19 protein-coding genes and 2 tRNA genes are annotated in these 20076 nt (G+C 39.3%); 20 read left to right on the top strand and 1 reads right to left on the bottom strand.

Annotated features, from left to right (window positions below):
• Window positions 1-434 precede the first annotated feature (434 nt).
• Window positions 435-572, bottom strand: a complete 138-nt coding sequence (locus NSU19_RS00320; protein WP_198318550.1) for a hypothetical protein — start codon at window positions 570-572, stop codon at window positions 435-437.
• A gap of 88 nt (window positions 573-660) precedes the next feature.
• On the opposite strand from NSU19_RS00320, the gene tnpB reads away from it, so the two are divergent.
• From tnpB to cysK, 20 genes are all read left to right on the top strand, one after another.
• Entirely contained in the window at window positions 661-1782 is a 1122-nt protein-coding gene (tnpB, locus tag NSU19_RS00325; protein ID WP_327864142.1) for an IS200/IS605 family element RNA-guided endonuclease TnpB, read from the top strand.
• 219 nt (window positions 1783-2001) lie between these two features.
• Window positions 2002-3621 (top strand): polysaccharide biosynthesis protein, encoded by a 1620-nt coding sequence (locus NSU19_RS00330; RefSeq protein WP_339198219.1) that lies wholly within the window; start codon window positions 2002-2004, stop codon window positions 3619-3621.
• A complete protein-coding gene (gene mazG / locus NSU19_RS00335; protein WP_339198222.1) occupies window positions 3614-5092 on the top strand; it encodes a nucleoside triphosphate pyrophosphohydrolase in 1479 nt (492 codons plus the stop codon). Before NSU19_RS00330 ends, mazG begins: the two co-directional genes overlap by 8 nt.
• Window positions 5089-5352, top strand: a complete 264-nt coding sequence (locus NSU19_RS00340) for an RNA-binding S4 domain-containing protein (protein ID WP_063387573.1) — start codon at window positions 5089-5091, stop codon at window positions 5350-5352. The genes mazG and NSU19_RS00340 overlap by 4 nt, the downstream gene beginning before the upstream one ends.
• A 111-nt stretch (window positions 5353-5463) precedes the next feature.
• On the top strand, window positions 5464-5769 hold the full coding sequence (yabP, locus tag NSU19_RS00345) for a sporulation protein YabP (RefSeq protein WP_063387572.1): 306 nt from the start codon (window positions 5464-5466) through the stop codon (window positions 5767-5769).
• Window positions 5770-5810: 41 nt separating this feature from the next.
• Window positions 5811-6386 (top strand): spore cortex biosynthesis protein YabQ, encoded by a 576-nt coding sequence (gene yabQ, locus NSU19_RS00350; RefSeq protein ID WP_240326796.1) that lies wholly within the window; start codon window positions 5811-5813, stop codon window positions 6384-6386.
• A 20-nt stretch (window positions 6387-6406) separates the two neighbouring features.
• The gene (locus tag NSU19_RS00355) at window positions 6407-6784 is read left to right on the top strand and encodes a septum formation initiator family protein (protein ID WP_063387570.1); all 378 of its coding nucleotides are present in this window, start codon (window positions 6407-6409) and stop codon (window positions 6782-6784) included.
• 82 nt (window positions 6785-6866) lie between these two features.
• The gene (locus NSU19_RS00360) at window positions 6867-7244 is read left to right on the top strand and encodes a S1 domain-containing RNA-binding protein (RefSeq protein WP_063387569.1); all 378 of its coding nucleotides are present in this window, start codon (window positions 6867-6869) and stop codon (window positions 7242-7244) included.
• Between the two features lie 170 nt (window positions 7245-7414).
• Window positions 7415-7491: transfer RNA gene (locus tag NSU19_RS00365), tRNA-Met, on the top strand.
• Between the two features lie 10 nt (window positions 7492-7501).
• Window positions 7502-7573 (top strand) — tRNA-Glu (locus NSU19_RS00370).
• A gap of 351 nt (window positions 7574-7924) precedes the next feature.
• Window positions 7925-10408, top strand: a complete 2484-nt coding sequence (spoIIE, locus tag NSU19_RS00375) for a stage II sporulation protein E (protein WP_339198226.1) — start codon at window positions 7925-7927, stop codon at window positions 10406-10408.
• Between the two features lie 76 nt (window positions 10409-10484).
• The gene (locus NSU19_RS00380; protein ID WP_066247229.1) at window positions 10485-11216 is read left to right on the top strand and encodes a VWA domain-containing protein; all 732 of its coding nucleotides are present in this window, start codon (window positions 10485-10487) and stop codon (window positions 11214-11216) included.
• Window positions 11185-12159, top strand: coding sequence for a protein kinase family protein (locus tag NSU19_RS00385; RefSeq protein ID WP_339198228.1), 975 nt, complete (start codon window positions 11185-11187; stop codon window positions 12157-12159). Before NSU19_RS00380 ends, NSU19_RS00385 begins: the two co-directional genes overlap by 32 nt.
• 207 nt (window positions 12160-12366) lie before the next feature.
• Window positions 12367-13743, top strand: coding sequence for a tRNA lysidine(34) synthetase TilS (gene tilS / locus NSU19_RS00390; protein ID WP_339199932.1), 1377 nt, complete (start codon window positions 12367-12369; stop codon window positions 13741-13743).
• Window positions 13744-13763: 20 nt separating this feature from the next.
• Window positions 13764-14306 carry a hypoxanthine phosphoribosyltransferase gene (gene hpt, locus NSU19_RS00395; protein WP_066247237.1) on the top strand — a complete coding sequence of 181 codons (543 nt, stop codon included), beginning with the start codon at window positions 13764-13766 and terminating at the stop codon, window positions 14304-14306.
• Between the two features lie 93 nt (window positions 14307-14399).
• Window positions 14400-16361, top strand: coding sequence for an ATP-dependent zinc metalloprotease FtsH (gene ftsH / locus NSU19_RS00400; protein ID WP_066247240.1), 1962 nt, complete (start codon window positions 14400-14402; stop codon window positions 16359-16361).
• Window positions 16362-16489: 128 nt separating this feature from the next.
• Entirely contained in the window at window positions 16490-17263 is a 774-nt protein-coding gene (locus tag NSU19_RS00405) for a type III pantothenate kinase (RefSeq protein ID WP_063387562.1), read from the top strand.
• Window positions 17264-17270: 7 nt separating this feature from the next.
• On the top strand, window positions 17271-18155 hold the full coding sequence (gene hslO, locus NSU19_RS00410) for an Hsp33 family molecular chaperone HslO (RefSeq protein ID WP_339193764.1): 885 nt from the start codon (window positions 17271-17273) through the stop codon (window positions 18153-18155).
• A gap of 22 nt (window positions 18156-18177) precedes the next feature.
• Entirely contained in the window at window positions 18178-19059 is an 882-nt protein-coding gene (locus tag NSU19_RS00415; protein ID WP_144598267.1) for a peptidyl-prolyl cis-trans isomerase, read from the top strand.
• Between the two features lie 85 nt (window positions 19060-19144).
• Window positions 19145-20074: a cysteine synthase A gene (gene cysK, locus NSU19_RS00420; RefSeq protein ID WP_066247248.1), complete on the top strand. Its 930-nt coding sequence runs from the start codon at window positions 19145-19147 to the stop codon at window positions 20072-20074.
• Window positions 20075-20076: the final 2 nt, after the last annotated feature.

Here is a 20076-nt window from a genome sequence, read left to right on the forward strand (position 1 = left end):
ACATGATTGTGTTGGATGGATTTATTTCCATCATTTTCAAAGTTCATCTATATGATATTTCGACACGGTTTGTTGAAGTTTTGTTTTTCCTCTTTAGGAACAGACTAAAACCTTTTGTTCCTCTAATTCACCTTCTTATTTTGGGGAATTTTTCTAAAATCCTGCCGATGAATTTGCCAAGAAAGCTCATCACTTCGAAGGGCGGACAGCCAATTCCCTTCACAATAGTCAACAGGATAGCAGGCATTTCATCGCTGTTAAATTTTATTGAGCGTGGCAAGGAGCAGAAAATAAACCTTTCAGGTAAGGTGTCTCTAGTATTGCGATACCACGAAGGTTAAATGGGGTATGTGTTAGGATTTTTTTATATGATGGGCGTAAAACCCCTATGCCTTTAGGCTAGGGGATGTAAGCCCTAATTTCGGAAACATATTTCATTCCTTATCCAAGCCTTTGCGTATTAGCTCATAAACAGCACCTGCAAAGGTTGGGATATTGCGTTTTTCCCTGTATTCTTCAATCCGCACTACTAAATCGACAGGAAATTTAATCAACTTTGCTATACGTTCCATTGGTTTCACTCCTTTTAAGTATATACTATTGACATATACTAATACTACATATATACTTATAGTATATATTAAAAGGAGGTGAAAATCAATGATGGTAAATAAGGCATATAAATTTAGAATCTATCCAAACAAAGAACAAGAAATATTAATTAATAAAACATTTGGTTGCTGTCGATTTGTATTTAATCATTTTTTAGCAAAATGGAATGATGCTTACAAAGAAACAGGTAAAGGATTGACTTATAACGCTTGTTCTTCTCAATTAACACAAATAAAAAAGGAATTAGTGTGGTTAAAAGAAGTCGACAGTATTGCAATTCAATCTTCACTCAAAAACCTTGCTGATGCTTATTCTCGCTTCTTTAAGAAGCAAAACGATGCACCTCGCTTCAAGTCCAAAAAGAATAAGGTTCAATCTTACACGACTAAATATACAAACGGAAACATTGCCATTATAGATAACAAAATTAAGCTACCTAAACTTGGTCTTGTTAAGTTTGCCAAAAGTCGAGAAGTAGAAGGTCGTATTCTTAGTGCGACTGTTAGACGTAATCCAACTGGTAAATATTTTGTTTCAATCCTTACTGAAACAGAAGTACAAGAGTTGCCTAAAACTGACTCGGCAGTTGGCATAGATGTTGGTTTAAAGGACTTTGCTATTCTTTCAGACGGAATAACATATACCAATCCCAAATGGTTTCGTAAATTAGAAGATAAGCTAGCGAAAGCACAACGTATTCTTTCAAGACGTAAGAAAGGTGGTTCAAATTGGAATAAGCAGCGTATTAAAGTGGCTCGTATTCATGAAAAAATCACAAACACTAGAAATGATTACTTGCATAAAATCTCTACCGAAATCATCAAAAACCACGATGCAATTGGTATTGAAGATTTGCAGGTATCTAATATGTTGAAAAACCATAAATTAGCCAAAGCGATTAGTGAAGTATCATGGTCACAATTTAGAACGATGTTAGAGTACAAAGCGAAATGGTACGGAAAGCAAGTTGTAACGGTGGCGAAAAATTTTCCATCTAGTCAGCTTTGTTCGTGTTGTGGCTACCAAAACAAAGACGTTAAAAATCTTGCGTTGCGTGAATGGGAGTGTCCTAATTGTCATACCCATCATGACCGAGATATTAACGCAAGTATCAATATCAAAAATGAAGCCATAAGGCTTCTAACCGTAGGGACTACGGGGATAGCTTAGTAAATTAAGGTTCATTAGAACCTTCTACCTAAGAATCCACTACGGCTTTAGCCTAGTGGTAGTTCAATTACGGAACTTATGCCGGAATTTGGACTTAAAAGCCGTGAAGTTTAGCCGAGCACTCTTTTTCTAAAGATTCTCTTTCAGCCGAATGTGGACGAGATTATGTTATAATATGCTGGAAAAAGATGAAACATGAATTTTGGAAGGAGTAAACGTGTGATTCAAAATGTGCCACAAGCAAGAACGAACAAATTTTTGCAAGGTGCGGTTTTATTGACGGCTGCTGGAATCATTACGAAAGGATTAAGTGCTATCTACCGAGTTCCTTATCAAAATATTGTAGGGGATATCGGTTTTTATATTTATCAGCAAATATATCCGTTTTTAGCAATTGTCATGGTTTTATCGACAACGGGATTTCCGGTTATTCTGTCAAAGCTGCTGAATGAGTATAGCGATGGCAGCAATTTTAAAAATTTCCGGAAAATATTGGTCGTCTGTTTTTCTTTTTTTGCTTTGATCAGTCTGTTTTCGTTCACGAGCTTGTTTTTAGGAGCTGACAAGCTTGCCCGTTGGATGGGTGATCCGAAACTGGCGCTTTTATTAAAAGCGGCTGCATGTTCGTTTCTGTTTTTTCCATTTATTTCAATGCTAAGAGGCGTTTTTCAAAGCTGCCATGAAATGCTGCCGGTATCTTTGTCGCAAATCGTTGAACAAGCTATACGGGTCGGTGCTTTTTTATCGATCACTTGCTTTTTCGTTTATAATGGATTCGATCTTTATGAAACAGCTGCCGGCGCCATTTTTAGCTCCCTCATTGGATATATCGGGGCGTTTATGCTTTTGCTTGTATATTGGAAAAAAAGAGTGCCGTTACCGCTTTCCCGATCATCGAAAGAAGCGGCTGTATCTGTGAAAAAGATCTTAACCAAATTGCTGATTTATACTGTGACCTTTTGTTTGACGAGCATGCTGATGATTTTTATGCAATTGGCAGATTCATTTCAGCTGTATAAACTGATGGTCAGCAGCGGTGCAGATCCTAAAGCAGCGAAAATAGCAAAAGGCATATATGATCGGGGACAACCGCTATTGCAGGTAGGAACGGTTGCAGCTACATCTCTCGCATTGTCTCTTGTTCCGCTTATTTCATCGTTTCGGCATAAAGCATTTCAATATATTCAGCAGCATGTCGCCTTATCTTTTAAAATTTGTTTGATTGTCGCCATCGGGGCTACGGTAGGTTTAATTTCCATCATCGAGCAAGTTGATTTCATGCTGTTTGCCGATACAAAAGGGGCGGGCGTATTATCGGTGTTCAGCATTTCGATTTTATTTAGCTCGGTTGCGATAACGTCTGCCGGCATTTTGCAAGGAGTCAATGAAACCGTCTGGCCGGCTTTATCTGTTTTAGCCGGAGTAGCCGTGAAAATCTTACTCAATGAATGCTTCATTCCGTTTTTCCATACATACGGGGCGGCATTGGCGACTGTTTGCGGATATGGAGTCGTGTGCTTGTTGAATCTAGCGGTTTTAAATCGGAAAAAATATAAGTTAGCTTCTTTCAAGGCTGTATGGAAAATGATTGGCTCTGCTGTTGTCATGTTTTTATCGATCAAGCTTTACTTTTTTCTATTTGATTTTTTTATATCAGACGAAACGCGTATGAGCGCTTCCATTCAATCATTGACAGCTGTCGTTTTCGGAGCGGCTGTGTATATGTTTTTCATCATCCAATCAGCCATTTTTACAGGGAAGGAAATAGAGAGCTTGCCTTTTAAAAATAAACTGGTTTGTTTGATCAGTGCATGGAAAGAGAGGAAGGAAAATGGATAAGCAAATTACGATTGTTGGCCTGGGCGCGGGGGATGTCGATCAGCTGCCGCTAGGGGTTTTTAAAATTTTGACCTCCAGTCTGCCGCTATTTGTAAGAACAGAGGATCATCCTGTTTTAAGTGAAATTAAAGACGAAATTGGCTCGTTTCAGTCTTTCGATTCCGTTTATGAAATGTTTGATCAATTTGAAGATGTTTATGCGGAAATTGCAAAAAAACTATTGGAGGAAGCAGAAAAATATCAGCATATCGTATATGCGGTACCTGGACATCCGCTTGTTGCAGAAAAAACCGTTCAGCTTTTGCTGAAGGAAATGGAGCAAGGAAAAGTAAATGTGTCGATACAGGGCGGACAATCGTTTTTGGATGCAATGTTTCAAGCTCTGCGCATCGATCCTGTCGAAGGCTTGCAATTCATTGATGCGCAGGATATGAAGCGGGAAGAGCTTTCCTTTCGGCAGCATTTGATTATTTGCCAAGTTTATGACAAGATGATTGCATCGGATGTGAAATTGACGTTAATGGAAGACTTGCCGTTCGATTATGAAGTTTACCTCGTAACGGCTGCAGGGAGCAAATACGAGGACATTAAAAAAGTTCGATTATATGAAATGGATAGATGTGTAGAACTGAGCAATTTAACATCGTTATACATCCCGCCGGTCAAGGATGAACAATTGCTGTATCATCGCTTTTCAGCGTTGCGAAACGTCATTCGAACACTTCGCGGGCCAAACGGCTGTCCGTGGGATCGAAAGCAAACCCATCAATCATTAAAGCGGTACTTAATTGAAGAATGCTACGAGCTGATTGAAGCTATTGATGAAAATGATATTGATCATATGATTGAAGAGCTCGGAGACGTTTTGCTTCAGGTGGTGCTTCATGCCCAAATTGGAGATGACGAAGGATTTTTTACCATTGATGATGTGATTCGCATGTTAACAGATAAAATGATCCGCCGCCATCCCCATGTTTTTGGCAATGTCGAGGCACAAAATGCAGAAGAAGCTGTAAAGAACTGGGAGGAAGCAAAAAAATCTGAAAACAGGAATGAGAGCGAATCACTTTTAGATTCTGTTTCAAAGGCGCTCCCAGCTCTGTCAAAAGCTTATCAATATCAAAGAAAGGCGGCGAAAATCGGTTTCGATTGGCCGGATGTACTGGATGCTTGGGAGAAGGTGTCAGAAGAACTGCAGGAGTTTAAAAAGGAAATCGATAATGGAGATGGCGGAACGGAAAAAGCAAAAGAAGAGTTCGGCGATATTCTGTTTGCTCTTATTAATGTTGGAAGATTTTACGAAATTGAGCCTGAAGAAGCATTAGTCATGACAAACGAAAAGTTTTCGCGGAGATTTCGGTTTATAGAACAAAAGGCCCGTGATGCTGGGAAAAATTTAAAAAGTATGTCTTTGGCAGAAATGGATCAATATTGGGAAGAGGCTAAAATGAAAGAGAGGGATCGGACATGAGATTAGATAAATTTTTAAAAGTATCGAGGCTGGTGAAAAGACGCACGCTTGCCAAGGAAGTGGCAGATCAAGGAAGAGTGACAATCAACGGGCATCCAGCAAAAGCGAGCTCCAATGTGAAGGTTGGCGACGAGCTGTCCATTCAATTTGGACATAAGGTAGTGACAATAAAAATCGAATCTATAAATGAAACAGTAAAGAAGGAAGAGGCAAAAAATCTTTATACCATTTTGAAGGAAGAACAAAGGACAGATTTATAAAACGCTCCCTGTATTGTACAAGGAAACAACAAGGCTTGTTCTAAACCCTGCACATCTTACATAAAAATGTAAAAGGAAAGCATCCATTAATTAGAGTGCGGGGGGATGATAATGAGCCAGTATTATGGCGGTAACCATTCACATAAAGAAACCGTGCAGGAGCATAATGTAGTCATGAAGGACCGGAAGCTGTTAGATATTTCTGGCGTGAAGCAGGTGGAAAGCTTTGATAATGAGGAATTTTTGCTTGAGACGGTAATGGGTCCGCTCGCGGTTCGGGGAGAACATTTACAAATGAAAAACTTGGATGTCGATAAAGGCGTCGTATCCATAAAAGGAAAAATTTATGAAGTTTCTTATTTAGATGATTTCAGCTCGGAGAAGGCTAAAGGCATTTTTAGCAAGTTGTTTAAATGACCCTTACCACTCAATTTTACACCATGATTGCGATGATCGGCATGGGCAGTTTTCTAGGCGCCGCACTTGATACTTACAATTTTTTTTTAAAAAGATGGGATCGAAAAAGGTGGGTTGTTTTTTTAAACGATTTAGTATTTTGGGCGGTTCAAGGACTTTTAACTTTTTATGTTCTATTGTATGTAAATCAAGGGGAATTAAGATTTTATGTATTTTTAGCACTTTTATGCGGTTTTGCCGCCTATCAAAGCCTCCTACGGAACGGATACATGGCATGTTTGCGGATTATGATAAAAATCGCTGTTTCTATATACCAATTTTTTGTAAAAATCGTTTTACTGCTTCTTATCAATCCTATTAAATGGATAGTTCATATGGCGATAGCATGTTCTATGTCTCTTTTACTATTTTTATGGAAGGTTATCAAATGGTCTTCACAACTCTTATTCAAGTTATGTAAAATATTATTAGCGCCATTACTATGGGGATTGAACATACTTTGGGGAAAAGCTCCTCAACCAATAAAGCAAAAGATGCTGCATTCGAAACAAATCATAGAAGGAATATTCATAAATATAAAGAATATGTTACGTAAGCTGTATCGTCGGTTCCGCTAAATTTAGGAGGGATTGCAGGAATGAGAGAGAAACGAGAGTTGAATGTAGCTATGCTGCAGCAAACAAATGAACCTGGACAAGAAGTTAAAGCTGAGATGAGACAAAGAAGAAAACGAGGGCTAATTCGACGGTTAGCTGCATTTGGTATAATGGCTGTTACTTGTATTGCGATTATGGCGTCAACGCTCGTTTCTCAATCAATTGCTATCAATAAGAAGCTTGAAGAAAAAAAACAGCTTGAAACAAAACTGGAGAATTTAAAAGAAGAGGAAAAAGATTTGAAGGCGGAAATCATCAAGCTGAAGGATGAAGAATATATCACAAAGCTTGCAAGAAAAGATTATTTTTTATCTGATGAAGGAGAAGTCATTTTTAATATTCCGGGGAATGAACAGTAATATTGACCCCGTTTTTTTATTTTTGTATAATTAAATAAATTATTTTTAATTTTTTTATGATTTAAGGAGGAGCATTTTTTTTATGTCAATTGAAGTTGGCAGCAAGTTACAAGGTAAAGTAACTGGCATTACGAATTTTGGAGCATTTGTGGAGCTGCCAGGAGGCTCAACAGGACTTGTTCATATTAGTGAAGTTGCTGACAATTACGTGAAAGACATTCATGATCATTTAAAAGTCGGCGATGAGGTTGAAGTCAAGGTTATTAATGTAGAAGAAGACGGAAAAATCGGATTGTCCATCAAAAAGGCAAAAGATCGTCCAAAAAAACATGATCATCGTTCCAAAGAAAGTTTTGAGCAAAAAATGAGCCGCTTTTTAAAAGAGAGCGAGGACCGTCTTGCTTCACTTCGGCGTCACACTGAATCAAGACGAGGAGGGAGAGGAGCAAGAAGGGGGTAACTTGCTGCTGTTAATGTTATAGATGATCGCAGACCGCCACCTGAAGATTCAGGTGGTGTATTTAAATTGTCCGAAAATTATTTTTTTATTTTATTGTTGACGGCTCTCATGTTCATATGTATTATAGAACATGTGCGTATTTTACATGAACATAAAGATGCAGTTGATTTGGCGGCGTAGCTCAGCTGGCTAGAGCGTACGGTTCATACCCGTGAGGTCGGGGGTTCGATTCCCTCCGCCGCTACCAATTGAATATTGGCCCGTTGGTCAAGTGGTTAAGACACCGCCCTTTCACGGCGGTAACACGGGTTCGAATCCCGTACGGGTCATGAGAAGAGGCTCTTTCTTTAAAAGAAAGAGTCTTTTTTTTTATGGAAAAGTTTAAAATTTTGTATTTATATAGGATAGATAAATTTAATTTTTCACCGATTTCAACAAGTTCCGACTCATGTTTTTCGGCTTTCGCTTTTAAAACGGACCAACACGCTGTTACAATCATCTCTTTGAAATGACGCGACTCAATGTCTCAATGGGCTGCTCTGTTCCTTTTAAAAGATTTGTCGTCTATAACAGAAATCGTCGAAATATTCTTATAAACAATTTCCTCCTTTTGACAAATTCCTTTATGAAAAGCTTGTATAATGACTATCAATTACGGTAGTAGGAGGAGTGTCGCTATAATGGAAAAAGTTGAGAGAAGATTTCTGATACCTTTTGCCAATGTCCAATTGGAAAGAACACAATCACTTCTATGGAGATCTTGGAAAAGAGCGGGGCTGCATTTGCATTCTTTTCTGTTTCACAAAGGGTTTGTTTATGTATTGGTCGGGTTTTTGCTGGGGAGAGCTTTTATTTTATCTGAAATTATTCCGTTCGCCCTTCCTTTTTTTGGAGCTGTATGGCTTTTAAAAAGGGACAAGGCATTGCTTGCTGCACTATCACTAATTGCAGGGGCATTCACCATCTCATTGGAATTATGTTTGTTAGTGCTTTCTTCTATATGTATATTTCTTTTGCTTCATAAAATGACTAGTTTTTTCATTAAAACAGATGAAATAAAAATATTGCCTTTTACGATTTTTTCGGGACTTGCTGCCAGCCGCCTTTTATATTCAAAGTTAACTGCAGGATTTATCAGCACGTACGATCTTTTAATGACAGGGGTTGAGGCAGGTCTGTCGATCATCCTGACGTTGATTTTTTTGCAGAGCATCCCGCTTCTTTCAGTGCGGAAATATAAACAAACTTTACGAGTCGAAGAGATTATCTGCTTGATGATTTTGCTTGCGTCCGTCATGACGGGCTTAGTTGGAATCAGTTACCAAAATATACAGGCAGAACACGTTCTTTCACGATATATTATCCTATTGCTCGCTTTTACCGGAGGTGCAGGCATCGGATGTACAGTTGGTGCTGTAACAGGTTTGGTGCTTAGCCTGGCGAATGTTTCCAATTTGTATCATATGAGCCTACTTGCATTTTCAGGTTTATTGGGAGGTCTGCTAAAGGAAGGACAAAAAGCAGGAGCGTCAGTTGGCCTGATCATTGGCTCACTTTTAATCACGCTATATGGAGAAGGATCGGCTGATGTTTGGACAACCTTATGGGAATCGGGCGCCGCGGTTTTGCTGTTTTTACTGACCCCGAAAAGCTTTACAGAACAGCTGGCAAAGCATATTCCTGGAACAAACGAGCATGTTTTGGAGCAGCAGAAGTATGTTCGAAATATACGTGATATAACTGCTCGGCGGGTTGATCAATTTTCTAACGTTTTTCGGGCATTATCTGAGAGCTTTTCGACTTTTTACCCGGAGGATGGAGAGGATATAGAAAGAGAAACGGATTTATTTTTAAGCAAGATCACCGGACAGACATGCCAAACTTGTTTTAAGAAGGAGAAATGCTGGGTCAACAATTTTGACCAGACATATCAATTAATGAAGCAAGTGATGAATGAAACGAAAGAAAAGACGTATGCAAATAATCGCAGATTGCAGAAAAAGCTTCACAGGCATTGTTCGAAGGCTAATCTAGTGGTCGGGACGATTGAGCAGGAAATGCACTTTTTAGAAGCGAATCGGAAATTAAAAAAGCAAGTGCAAGAAAGCAGAAGATTGGTAGCTGAACAGCTGCTAGGAGTTGCTCAAGTAATGTCCGACTTTTCTCGGGAAATGAAAAAGGAACGGGAACATCATTTTCTGCAGGAAGAGCAAATTTTCTATGCTCTTCAAAACTTCGGTTTAGAAATTGGCCATATTGATATATACAGCCTTGAAAAAGGGAACGTCGATATAGAAATGAGCATTCCGTATTGCGGCGGCCATGGAGAATGTGAAAAAATTATTGCTCCGATGCTTTCCGATATATTAAACGAAATGATCATCGTGAAAAATGAAGAATGTGCAGGTTATCCAAATGGATTTTGCCACGTTGTGTTCGGTTCTGCAAAAGCATACAAAGTGGAAACGGGTGTTGCTCATGCTGCAAAAGGAGGAGGTCTTGTTTCAGGCGACAGCCATTCCATGATTGAATTGGGCGTCGGAAAATTTGCCATAGCCATTAGCGATGGAATGGGGAACGGGGAAAGGGCTCATTTTGAAAGCAATGAAACGATTAAATTGTTGGAAAAAATTCTTCAATCAGGCATTGATGAAAAAATTGCTATCAAAACCATCAACTCTATATTGTCGCTGAGAACGACAGATGAAATTTATGCAACATTAGATTTGTCTATCATTGATTTACAAAGCGCCAATTGCAAATTTATGAAAATCGGATCTACTCCGAGTTTTATTAAACGAGGAAATAAAATTATCAAAATCGAGTCTAGTAATTTGCCGATCGGCATTATCGATGATTTTGAGGTGGACATTGTAGACGAACAGCTAAAAGCAGGAGATTTATTAATTATGATGAGTGACGGAATATTTGAGGGACCAAGGCATGTAGAAAATTATGATTTATGGATGAAAAGAAAAATAAAAGAAATAGAGACTGATGATCCACAAGAAATAGCCGATTTAATTATGGAGGAGGTGATCCGCTCCAGATCGGGGGCAATCGATGACGATATGACGGTTGTGGTGGCTCGAATTAATCATAATACACCGAAATGGGCGGCGATCCCTGTTTCAAATTTTTATAAATCGAAAAAGATAAGCTGATTTTCTGCCATGCTTAGTATAAAACGTTTTCCTTCTGGTGAGGATGGTAATAAATCATTGACCAGGAGGAGGAAAAATGAGAAAAGGAACATTAAAACAAATTTTGTTGTTAACTGACGGATGCTCAAATCATGGTGAAGATCCAATTGCTATGGCGGCTTTAGCTAAGGAGCATGGGATTACTGTCAACGTAATTGGGATTTTAGAAGAGAATGTGATAGATCAAGATGCAATGCAGGAAATAGAAGGAATTGCTGAGGCAGGGGGAGGAGTGAGCCAGGTAGTTTATGCCCATCAGCTTTCACAAACAGTACAGATGGTCACTAGAAAAGCGATGACACAAACATTGCAGGGAGTTGTTAATCGTGAATTAAAGCATATTTTAGGAAAATCAACTTCTATTGAAGAGCTGCCGCCTGAACAGCGTGGTGAAGTTATGGAGGTTGTGGAAGAGCTTGGTGAAACGGTCAATTTAGAAATTTTAATTCTCGTAGATACGAGCGCAAGCATGGGGCCAAAGCTTCCAACGGTAAAAGAAGCGCTTTTTGATTTATCCATTAGCCTAAATTCAAGAATAGGCAATAATCAATATTCGCTGTTTATATTTCCTGGGAAAAGATCAGAAACAGAAATTTTATTGGATTGGACTCCGAAACTGGATTCTTTATCAACCATTTTTCCGAAATTAACGACAGAAGGATTGACACCAACTGGTCCGGCGATAAAAGGAGCTATACAACATTTTAAACAAAAACGCTCATTGCGGGGAATGCTCGATGATGAATACCTCGATGAACAAAGCATGTAAAGTTCTTCCCGGTACCATTATTAAAGGAAAATGGCATGGAAACACGTATCGGATATTAAAAATGCTGGGGTGCGGAGCAACAGGATCGGTTTACCTTATTGAATCCAGTAAAGGGTATGCAGCTTTAAAAATAAGTGAAAATAGCATGGGGATCACTTCAGAAGTAAACGTGTTAAAGAGACTGGCCCAGGTCCAAGGTTCGTGCCTTGGGCCTTCTTTGATCGATGTGGACGATTGGTTTAACACAGCCAGCGGAAAGATGCTTCCGTTTTATGTTATGGAGTATGTTAAAGGTGAACATTTTATCCAGTTTATTAAAAATAATGGTACGATTTGGATTGACGTGTTAATCTTGCAGCTTTTGTCCAATTTGGAGGAGCTTCATCAGTCAGGCTGGGTTTTTGGTGATTTAAAGCCTGACAATCTAATTGTTACAGGACCTCCTCCTAAAATTCGCTGTATTGATGTAGGTGGCACAACGATAAACGGAAGATCCATTAAAGAATTTACAGAGTTTTTTGACAGGGGATACTGGGAATTGGGGACGAGAAAAGCTGAACCGAAATATGATCTTTTTGCAGTAGGTATGATTATTATCAATGCTGTTTTTCAAAAACGCTTTTCAAAAAAAGGAAACAGTAAGGAGCAATTGATACAAATCATTAACTCCCATCCTTTTTTAAACGAAAGAAAACAAGTGTTGACGAAAGCTTTATTTGGCTCCTATTCATCCGCTTTGGAAATGAAGCAGGATCTTTTGCATCATGTTTCAAACGCTAATTTGCAAAGAAAGAGAAATGTACAAGCACAATCTAAACCGAAAAGGACAGCTAACAATCGAAAAAGAAAGAAAAAGAAAAGCAAAGGGCTGATCGAAACATTGGTGATTATGGTTTGCCTAGCATTTCTATATTCTTTATATATTTTTGCGACACTTCTGTAAATGGCTGCTGCTTGTTTAAAGCGGCAGTGCTTTTCCCCCTTCTCATGCTTCCGCGAGTGCTCCGACTATTTCAAAAAATGTCCGATCTGAACTGCTTCCCTTTTAGGAAAATAACAGTAAAATGCAAAAGGCTTTGTCTTTGCAGAAGGCAGGCAAATAATGATAGGATAAAGATAACTAGAGAAATATTGGATGTGACGGTCTTTGATTCAAAATGTATGTGCGTTTATTGAAAAACATCAATTGCTCCAAAAAAATAGTACGGTCATAGTAGGTGTGTCCGGCGGCCCGGATTCACTGGCACTTCTACATTTTTTAAATACATTTAAAGATCAATATGGCATCACTGTTATAGCAGCACATGTTGATCATATGTTCCGAGGCATAGAATCACAAAAAGAGATGGAATTTGTCATCAATTTTTGCCGGGAATTAAACATACCTTGTTACGCTAAGCAAATCAATGCGGCCCGTTATGCTGAGAAACACCGGTTGAATGCCCAGCAGGCTGCTAGAGAATGCCGCTACCAATTTTTCTTAGAGTTGATGGATCAGCTTCAGGCGGATGCTTTGGCTCTAGCTCATCATGGAGATGACCAAATTGAAACGATTTTAATGAATCTTGTTCGCGGAACAATAGGAAAGGGACTAGCGGGAATTCCTGTCATACGGCCTTTCGGCAGAGGGAGAATCATACGCCCCTTTTTAGCCGCAACAAAGGAAGAAATTTTAAAGTATTGTGAAGAATTTCAGCTGGCGCCCCGATTTGATCCAAGCAATGAAAAAGATACGTATACACGGAACAGGTTTCGCAAATATGTTTTGCCGTTTTTGAAAAAGGAGAACAAAAGGCTGCATGAACATTTTCAATATTTCAGTGAGGTCTTTTTGGATGATGAGCGATTTTTGGAGGAATTAACGAAGGAAAAATTAAATAAAGTAGTGATAAGAAAAACGAATTCTTCCGTTACTATTCATAAACAAGAATATAAAAAGCTTCCTGATCCGATCAAAAGGAGAGCGGTTTATCAAATATTGAATGATCTGATAAAAAGCGGCTCCTTCTCGGCTGTTCATATTGAAAATGTAAACGGATTTTTGATGAAAGCGCACCCTTCGGGGATGCTTCATTTGCCTATGGGGCTCAAAGTCATAAAATCTTATGATGAATGCACCTTTACGTTTCAATCGGCAAATAGTGAATCTTTCTGCTACACGGTACCGGTACCGGGAAAAATACATTTGCCGAACGGAAAAATATTTTTTACTGAAACCTTTTTTGGGATTCCTTCGTATAAAGGTGATGACGTTTTCTATCTTCCAAAAAAATGGTACGTTCCGCCTTTAATTATTCGGAGCAGAAAAAAAGGAGACAAAATGACAATTAAAGGCATGAACGGCACGAAAAAGGTAAAAGATATTTTTATTGATAAAAAAATACCGAGGGAAGAGCGCAACCTTCTCCCAATCGTTGAAAATGGCAACGGCCAAATCATATGGATTCCGCTTGTAAAAAAATCAAATTTAGAGGAAATTAGCATTACCAATGAATCTTATATTGTATTACAATATAAAGAGCAGTGATCTCATCAGGAGGAAAGAAAATGATCGAGGATATTGAAAAAGTCTTAATTTCAGAAGAAGAAATCAAAGAAAAAGTGAAAGAATTAGGGGCGATATTAACGGAGGAATATAAAAATAAGTTTCCCCTCGCTATCGGGGTTTTAAAAGGCGCTATGCCGTTTATGGCGGATTTAATAAAGCATATTAATACATATTTGGAAATTGATTTTATGGACGTTTCCAGTTATGGAAACAAAACCGTTTCATCGGGTGAGGTGAAAATAATTAAGGATTTAGACACTTCCGTCGAAGGCCGGGATCTTTTAATCATTGAAGATATAATCGATAGCGGATTGACATTAAGCTATTTAGTCGATCTTTTCCGGTACCGGAAAGCAGCATCCGTTAAAATTGTAACCCTATTGGACAAACCGAGCGGGCGAAAGGCAAATATTGAGGCAGATTATGTATGTTTTGAAGTTCCGGATGCGTTCGTTGTCGGTTATGGTCTGGACTATGCGGAAAAATACCGCAATCTTCCGTTTATAGGGATATTAAAGCCTGAAGTTTATCAAAATAAATAATGATCGTTGAAAGGATAGCGTATCAGTTGTGCTGGGATGATTTTCTATGATACTATTGAATATAGTTTGTTTCATTGTGGGAGGAGGTAAGGAATGAATCGGATTTTCCGAAACACCATATTTTATTTGCTGATTTTTTTAGTGGTTATCGGCGTTGTGAATTTTTTTCAGGGCGGTAACCAAAAAACTGAACAAATGACATATAGTACCTTCATCTCCAATTTGGAAAACGGAGATGTTGAAAATATAACGTTAAAACCAGTAAGAGGAGTATATGAAGTCAGAGGACAGCTGAAGGGATATGAAGAAAATCAATACTTTATCACCTATTTATCAGGCGATGACGCATTAAACCTCATCAATACTGCTGCTTCAAAAAATCAAACGGAAGTTAAATGGTCTCCAGCAGATGATACAAACGGATGGGTGCAATTTTTCACATCCCTCATCCCATTTATTATAATCTTTATTTTGTTCTTCTTTGTGCTCAATCAGGCTCAAGGCGGCGGAAGCCGAGTTATGAACTTCGGGAAGAGCAAGGCAAAGCTGTATAACGACGACAAGAAAAAAGTAAAATTTAAAGATGTTGCAGGAGCCGATGAGGAAAAGGCTGAACTAGTGGAAGTTGTTGAATTTTTAAAGGATCCCCGCAAGTTTTCTGAACTTGGAGCGCGCATACCGAAAGGAGTCCTTTTAGTAGGCCCTCCGGGAACTGGTAAAACATTGCTGGCCCGCGCGGTGGCTGGAGAAGCAGGTGTGCCGTTTTTCTCCATAAGCGGATCTGATTTTGTTGAGATGTTTGTCGGTGTAGGTGCTTCTCGTGTTCGGGATTTGTTTGAGACGGCTAAGAAAAATGCCCCATGTATCATTTTTATTGATGAAATTGATGCTGTTGGACGCCAAAGAGGAGCTGGATTAGGCGGCGGTCACGATGAACGTGAACAAACGTTAAATCAGCTTCTCGTTGAGATGGATGGATTTAGCTCCAACGAAGGAATCATTATTATTGCGGCGACAAACCGTCCGGATATTTTAGACCCAGCCCTTCTCCGCCCTGGTCGATTTGACCGTCAAATTACGGTTGATCGTCCGGATGTGAAGGGGCGCGAAGCAGTGCTCAAAGTACATGCACGCAATAAACCGTTGGATGAATCGGTGAATTTGCGGAACATTGCGATGAGAACGCCGGGCTTTTCTGGAGCTGACCTGGAAAACCTATTGAATGAGGCTGCTCTCGTTGCTGCTCGCCAAAATAAAAAGAAAATCGATATGGCGGATATAGATGAGGCAACCGATCGTGTAATTGCAGGACCTGCGAAAAAAAGCAGGGTTATTTCGGAAAAGGAGCGCCGTATTGTTGCCTATCATGAAGGCGGACATACCGTTATCGGTCTCGTTTTAGATGAGGCGGAAATGGTGCATAAAGTAACGATTGTTCCTCGGGGTCAAGCTGGAGGATATGCTGTCATGCTGCCAAAAGAAGACCGCTATTTCATGACAAAACCTGAGCTCCTTGACAAAATAACAGGATTGCTTGGCGGTCGGGTTGCGGAAGAAATTGTTTTCGGTGAAGTTAGCACCGGTGCCCACAACGACTTCCAGCGTGCGACAAATATTGCGCGCAGAATGGTTACAGAATTTGGAATGTCAGAAAAATTGGGTCCATTGCAATTTGGAAGCTCTCAAGGCCAGGTCTTTTTAGGGCGTGACATCCAAAGTGAGCAAAATTATAGTGATGCGATTGCTTATGAAATCGACTTAGAAATTCAGCGCATCATTAAAGAATGTTATGAAAAAGCAAAACGAATTTTGACAGAAAATCGCGATAAACTTGAACTAATTGCAAAAACGTTATTAGAAGTGGAAACACTTGATGCAGAACAAATTAAACATCTGGTGGAACACGGTTCATTGCCTGATAAGTCTGAACAAAAAGCAGCTTCAGAAAATGTGAAAAAAGAAGAGAACAACCAAAAAGATGAAGCTGTAAAAGTCAATATTCAGACAAAGAAAGATGAGGCTCCCTCTATCAAACCGGAGCTTAAAGAAGAATAAGTAATAAAGCCGTCAACTATACAAAGTTGGCGGTTTTCTATTGCCTTCGTGCCCGATAGCAGCCTACTGCGATCAATATGTGATATGATGATGAGGGAATGTTTGAACGAAGGGAAAAGGTGATGGACATGATTTTAGCTTTAGATGTTGGGAATACAAACACCGTGATTGGAGTATACGAAAAAGAACAATTGCTTTACCATTGGCGAATTGAAACCAATCGACATAAAACCGAAGATGAATACGGAATGATGTTTAAATCATTGTTTGAATACGTAGGATTAAAATTTTCGGACATAACGGGAATCATTATTTCTTCTGTCGTTCCACCGATTATGTATGCCATGGAAAAAATGTGCGAGAAATATTTTCATGTAGATCCGCTTATTGTCGGCCCAGGAATTAAAACAGGCCTTAATATAAAGTATGATAATCCGCGTGAAGTTGGGGCGGACAGGATCGTCAATGCAGTTGCCGGTGTTCATTTATATGGCTGTCCGCTTATTATTGTTGATTTCGGCACAGCAACAACTTATTGCTACATTAATGAAAAAGGACAATATGAAGGCGGTGCCATTGCACCAGGGATTAACATTTCCACCGAAGCTTTATACTCAAAAGCCGCGAAGCTTCCTAGAATCGAAATCGCCAAACCCGATCATATTATTGGGAAAAATACAGTAGCCGCCATGCAATCAGGAATTTTATTCGGCTATGTTGGCCAAGTAGAAGGAATTGTCAGAAGGATGAAAGCGCAAGCTAAAAAAGAACCGAAAGTTATTGCAACAGGCGGTCTAGCTGGGTTAATCGCCAATGAATCTGACATGATCGAAATCGTTGATCCATTGTTAACATTAACAGGCTTGCGGTTAATTTACGAACGAAATCTCGGAAGGGAGTAGGAAACAAATGAACGATTATTTAGTCAAATCTTTGGCCTATGACGGAGGAGTGCGTGCATATGCAGTGAAGACGACTGATACAGTGAGTGAAGCTCAACGCCGCCACCAAACATGGCCGACTGCTACCGCTGCTCTTGGAAGAGCAATGACAGCCGGCGTGATGATGAGTTCGATGCTGAAAGGTGATGAGAAGCTGACGATAAAAATAGAAGGCGGCGGTCCAATAGGAGCCATTGTTATTGACAGTAATTCAAAAGGTCAAGTGAGAGGTTATGTATCCAATCCTAAGACCCATTTTGAATTAAATAAACATGGAAAACTGGATGTAGCCCGCGCAGTCGGGAAAAACGGTACATTGTCGATTGTTAAGGATTTAGGATTAAGGGAGCATTTTTCCGGTAAAGTCCCTATTATTTCCGGGGAGCTGGGAGAAGATTTTGCCTATTATTTAGTGACGTCAGAGCAAGTCCCGTCTTCAGTAGGAGTGGGAGTTTTAGTCAATCCTGATAACTCTGTTCTGGCTGCTGGCGGATTTATTATTCAGCTTATGCCGGGAACTGAAGAATCAATCATTACGGAAATTGAGACGCGGTTACAAACAATAGAGCCGATCTCTAAGCAAATTCAAAAAGGGCTGACTCCTGAAGAAATATTGGAAGGTGTCCTAGGCGAAGGGAATATGAAAGTGATCGATTGCATGCCTGTCAGCTTCCACTGCAGCTGTTCTAAAGATAGGTTTGCAAATGCCATTATTAGCCTGGGAGAAGAGGAAATTCAACAAATCATCGATGAGGATGAAAAAGCTGAAGCTCAATGCCATTTCTGTAATGAGGTATATGTGTTTTCAAAAGAAGAGTTGCAGGAATTAAAAGAAGCGGCATCTAGAAAATAGCTTATGGCAGGGAGCTGGAGGAATGAGTAAAAAAGCGCTTTTGGTCATAATTTTCAGTCTTGTATTAACGAACTGCGTGACGATTGCCTTTTTGGTAAGTGCTTATACAAGAGAAGCGCAAAAAGAGAAAAATGATGAAATTGTTGCCAAAATCGGCGATAGCCGCATTACGAGGCAGGAATGGTTAAATGAACTGGAAAAACGATTTGGGAAAACAACACTTGAGGAAATGATCAATATTCAAGTTGTGGACGAGCTTGCAAAAAAGAATCATATTGATGTAGATGAAAAAACAGTTGAACGTGAAATACAAATGTATAAAATATCGTCTCAATCATACGGCGATAGCGTGCTTAACGACAAAGAACTGAGAAAACAAATTCGCTATAGTATTTTATTAGAAGAGCTTTTAACGAAAGATGTCAACATTAGTGAGAATGAATTGAAGAAATTTTATGAAGAAAATAAACATCAATATATTATGAATGACACGTATCATCTTTCCCATATCGTGGTTGATTCAAAAAAAGAAGTCCAACAAATTATAAATGAATTAAAAGGCGGATCAAGCTTTGAAGGGATTGCAGCTGAACGGTCCAAGGATCAGTTGACGGCGAAGGAAGGCGGAGACCTCGGTTATGTTTCCGAAGGTTCCAGCGATGTACCGCCGGAATATATTGAACAAGCTAAAACAATGAAGGTCAATGAGTGGTCGGACCCAATACCGCTGGAAAGAGGATATGCGATTATATTTTTGCATGAGAAAATAAAAGGAGAACAGCTGGAGTTTGACGAAGTAAAGGATCAGATTCGCAGGCAAATCGCTTTGGAACAGATGGAAGGAAATGTATCAGCAAAGCAGCTGTGGGATGACATCGGCGTAACATGGTTTTATGAAAAATGAAGAAAAAGATTGACAATTCATAAATTTATTGGTATATTATTTTCAATAAAACCAATATAATTACTCGGAAATAGAGGTGTATAAGATGGCAGTTGTTGCAAACTCTATATTAGATCTAATTGGAAAGACTCCTGTTGTAAAATTAGGAAAAATTGTAGAAGAGGACAGTGCAGACGTTTATTTAAAGCTTGAATTTTTTAACCCTGGATCAAGTGTAAAGGACCGTATTGCATTAGCAATGATTGAAGCGGCAGAAAAAGAAGGCAAATTAAAACCAGGAGACACAATTATCGAACCGACAAGCGGAAACACAGGGATCGGTTTAGCAATGGTGGCAGCTGCAAAAGGTTTACATGCTATTTTAGTTATGCCAGAAACAATGAGTTTAGAGCGCCGTAATTTATTGCGTGCATATGGAGCAGAGCTTGTTTTAACTCCTGGTCCAGAAGGCATGAAAGGGGCTATTAAAAAAGCAGAAGAGCTTGCGGAAAAACACGGCTATTTCATGCCGCAGCAATTTAAAAACCGTGCAAATGTAGAAATTCACCGTTTAACAACTGGCCCGGAAATCGTTGAGCAAATGGGCGATCAATTGGATGCATTTGTCGCCGGAATCGGTACTGGAGGTACGATTACTGGTGCTGGTCAAGTATTAAGAGAAAAATATCCGAACATAAAAATTTATGCTGTTGAGCCGGCTGATTCACCTGTATTATCGGGCGGAAAACCAGGTCCGCATAAAATTCAAGGTATTGGAGCAGGATTTGTTCCGGATATTTTAAATACAGAGATTTATGATGAAGTCATTACTGTTACAACTGAGCAAGCTTTTGAAACCGCTAGAAAAGCTGCGAGAGAAGAAGGAGTATTAGGCGGAATTTCTTCAGGTGCTGCCATTTTCTCTGCATTGAAAGTGGCGAAAGAGCTAGGAAAAGGCAAAAAGGTACTAGCAGTCATCCCAAGTAATGGAGAAAGATATTTAAGTACTCCATTATATAAGTTTGACGAAGAATAATA

This window comes from Aeribacillus sp. FSL k6-2211 (assembly GCF_037966125.1).
GTDB lineage: Bacteria > Bacillota > Bacilli > Bacillales > Aeribacillaceae > Aeribacillus > Aeribacillus composti.

Bases quoted from the DNA above. Each gene is read 5' to 3' on its own strand.
- hslO (WP_339193764.1), top strand. From the start codon at position 17,271: ATGAACGATTATTTAGTCAAATCTTTGGCCTATGACGGAGGAGTGCGT.
- yabQ (WP_240326796.1), top strand. From the start codon at position 5,811: ATGGGCAGTTTTCTAGGCGCCGCACTTGATACTTACAATTTTTTTTTA.
- NSU19_RS00340 (WP_063387573.1), top strand. From the start codon at position 5,089: ATGAGATTAGATAAATTTTTAAAAGTATCGAGGCTGGTGAAAAGACGC.
- mazG (WP_339198222.1), top strand. From the start codon at position 3,614: ATGGATAAGCAAATTACGATTGTTGGCCTGGGCGCGGGGGATGTCGAT.
- spoIIE (WP_339198226.1), top strand. From the start codon at position 7,925: ATGGAAAAAGTTGAGAGAAGATTTCTGATACCTTTTGCCAATGTCCAA.
- NSU19_RS00360 (WP_063387569.1), top strand. From the start codon at position 6,867: ATGTCAATTGAAGTTGGCAGCAAGTTACAAGGTAAAGTAACTGGCATT.
- NSU19_RS00320 (WP_198318550.1), bottom strand. From the start codon at position 572: ATGGAACGTATAGCAAAGTTGATTAAATTTCCTGTCGATTTAGTAGTG.
- NSU19_RS00415 (WP_144598267.1), top strand. From the start codon at position 18,178: ATGAGTAAAAAAGCGCTTTTGGTCATAATTTTCAGTCTTGTATTAACG.
- NSU19_RS00385 (WP_339198228.1), top strand. From the start codon at position 11,185: ATGATGAATACCTCGATGAACAAAGCATGTAAAGTTCTTCCCGGTACC.
- ftsH (WP_066247240.1), top strand. From the start codon at position 14,400: ATGAATCGGATTTTCCGAAACACCATATTTTATTTGCTGATTTTTTTA.
- NSU19_RS00355 (WP_063387570.1), top strand. From the start codon at position 6,407: ATGAGAGAGAAACGAGAGTTGAATGTAGCTATGCTGCAGCAAACAAAT.
- NSU19_RS00405 (WP_063387562.1), top strand. From the start codon at position 16,490: ATGATTTTAGCTTTAGATGTTGGGAATACAAACACCGTGATTGGAGTA.
- NSU19_RS00380 (WP_066247229.1), top strand. From the start codon at position 10,485: ATGAGAAAAGGAACATTAAAACAAATTTTGTTGTTAACTGACGGATGC.
- yabP (WP_063387572.1), top strand. From the start codon at position 5,464: ATGAGCCAGTATTATGGCGGTAACCATTCACATAAAGAAACCGTGCAG.
- hpt (WP_066247237.1), top strand. From the start codon at position 13,764: ATGATCGAGGATATTGAAAAAGTCTTAATTTCAGAAGAAGAAATCAAA.
- tnpB (WP_327864142.1), top strand. From the start codon at position 661: ATGATGGTAAATAAGGCATATAAATTTAGAATCTATCCAAACAAAGAA.
- cysK (WP_066247248.1), top strand. From the start codon at position 19,145: ATGGCAGTTGTTGCAAACTCTATATTAGATCTAATTGGAAAGACTCCT.